1 protein-coding gene is annotated in these 1046 nt (G+C 66.4%); it reads left to right on the top strand.

Annotated features, from left to right (window positions below):
- Positions 1-69: 69 nt before the first annotated feature.
- Positions 70-1046: protein translocase subunit SecF (gene secF, locus ACZ7GZ_RS43510; RefSeq protein ID WP_471033422.1), on the top strand; the 977-nt coding region annotated here is incomplete at its 3' end.

Below are 1046 nucleotides of genomic sequence, written 5' to 3'. Positions count from 1 at the left end.
CCGCTGCGCCGCACCCGCCGTCCCGCCGGTCCTGCCGCCGGCTCTGTCGACCCGAAGGAGGCCTGAGCGATGTCGAAACTGGGCAACCTCGGCGCTCGACTGCACCGCGGCGAAATCTCGTACGACTTCGTCGGCAAGCGCAAGATCTGGTACGGCATCTCCATCCTGATCACCATCACGGCCATCGTCGGCCTGGCGGTGCGCGGGCTGAACATGGGCATCGAGTTCAAGGGCGGCGCGGTCTTCACCACGCCGACCAGGATGAGCACCTCGGTGGCCCAGGCGGAGAGCTACGCCAAAGAGGCCTCCGGTCATGAGGCGATCGTGCAGAAGCTCGGCAACGGCAGCCTGCGCATCCAGATCGCCGGCATCGACACCGGCGAGTCCGACAAGATCAAGCAGACGCTGGCCAAGGACCTGAACCTCAACCCCGAGAAGCTCGCCGCCGACCTGGTCGGCCCGAGCTGGGGTGAGCAGATCGCCAACAAGGCCTGGGAGGGCCTGGGCATCTTCATGGTGCTCGTGGTGATCTACCTGGCCATCGCCTTCGAATGGCGCATGGCCGTCGCGGCCCTGGTCGCGCTGATCCACGACATCACCATCACGACCGGTATCTACGCCCTGGTCGGCTTCGAGGTCACGCCCGGTACGGTCATCGGTCTGCTGACCATCCTCGGTTACTCGCTCTACGACACGGTCGTCGTCTTCGACAGCCTCAAGGAGCAGACGAAGGACATCACCAAGCAGACCCGCCTCACCTACAGCGACATCGCCAACCAGTCGATCAACGGCACCCTGGTCCGCTCCATCAACACCACCGTGGTCGCCCTGCTGCCGGTGGCGGGCCTGCTGTTCATCGGCGGTGGCTTCCTCGGCGCCGGCACGCTGAACGACATCTCGCTGTCGCTGTTCGTCGGCCTCGCGGCCGGTGCCTACTCGTCGATCTTCATCGCCACGCCGCTCGTCGCCGACCTCAAGGAGCGCGAGCCCGCGATGAAGGCCCTCACCAAGCGGGTCCTGGCCAAGCGCGCCCAGGCCGCCGCCGA

This window comes from Streptomyces sp. NPDC037288 (assembly GCF_055603265.1).
Note: the sequence above shows the minus strand (reverse complement) of the source record. Positions and strands in the feature narration are given on the sequence as shown.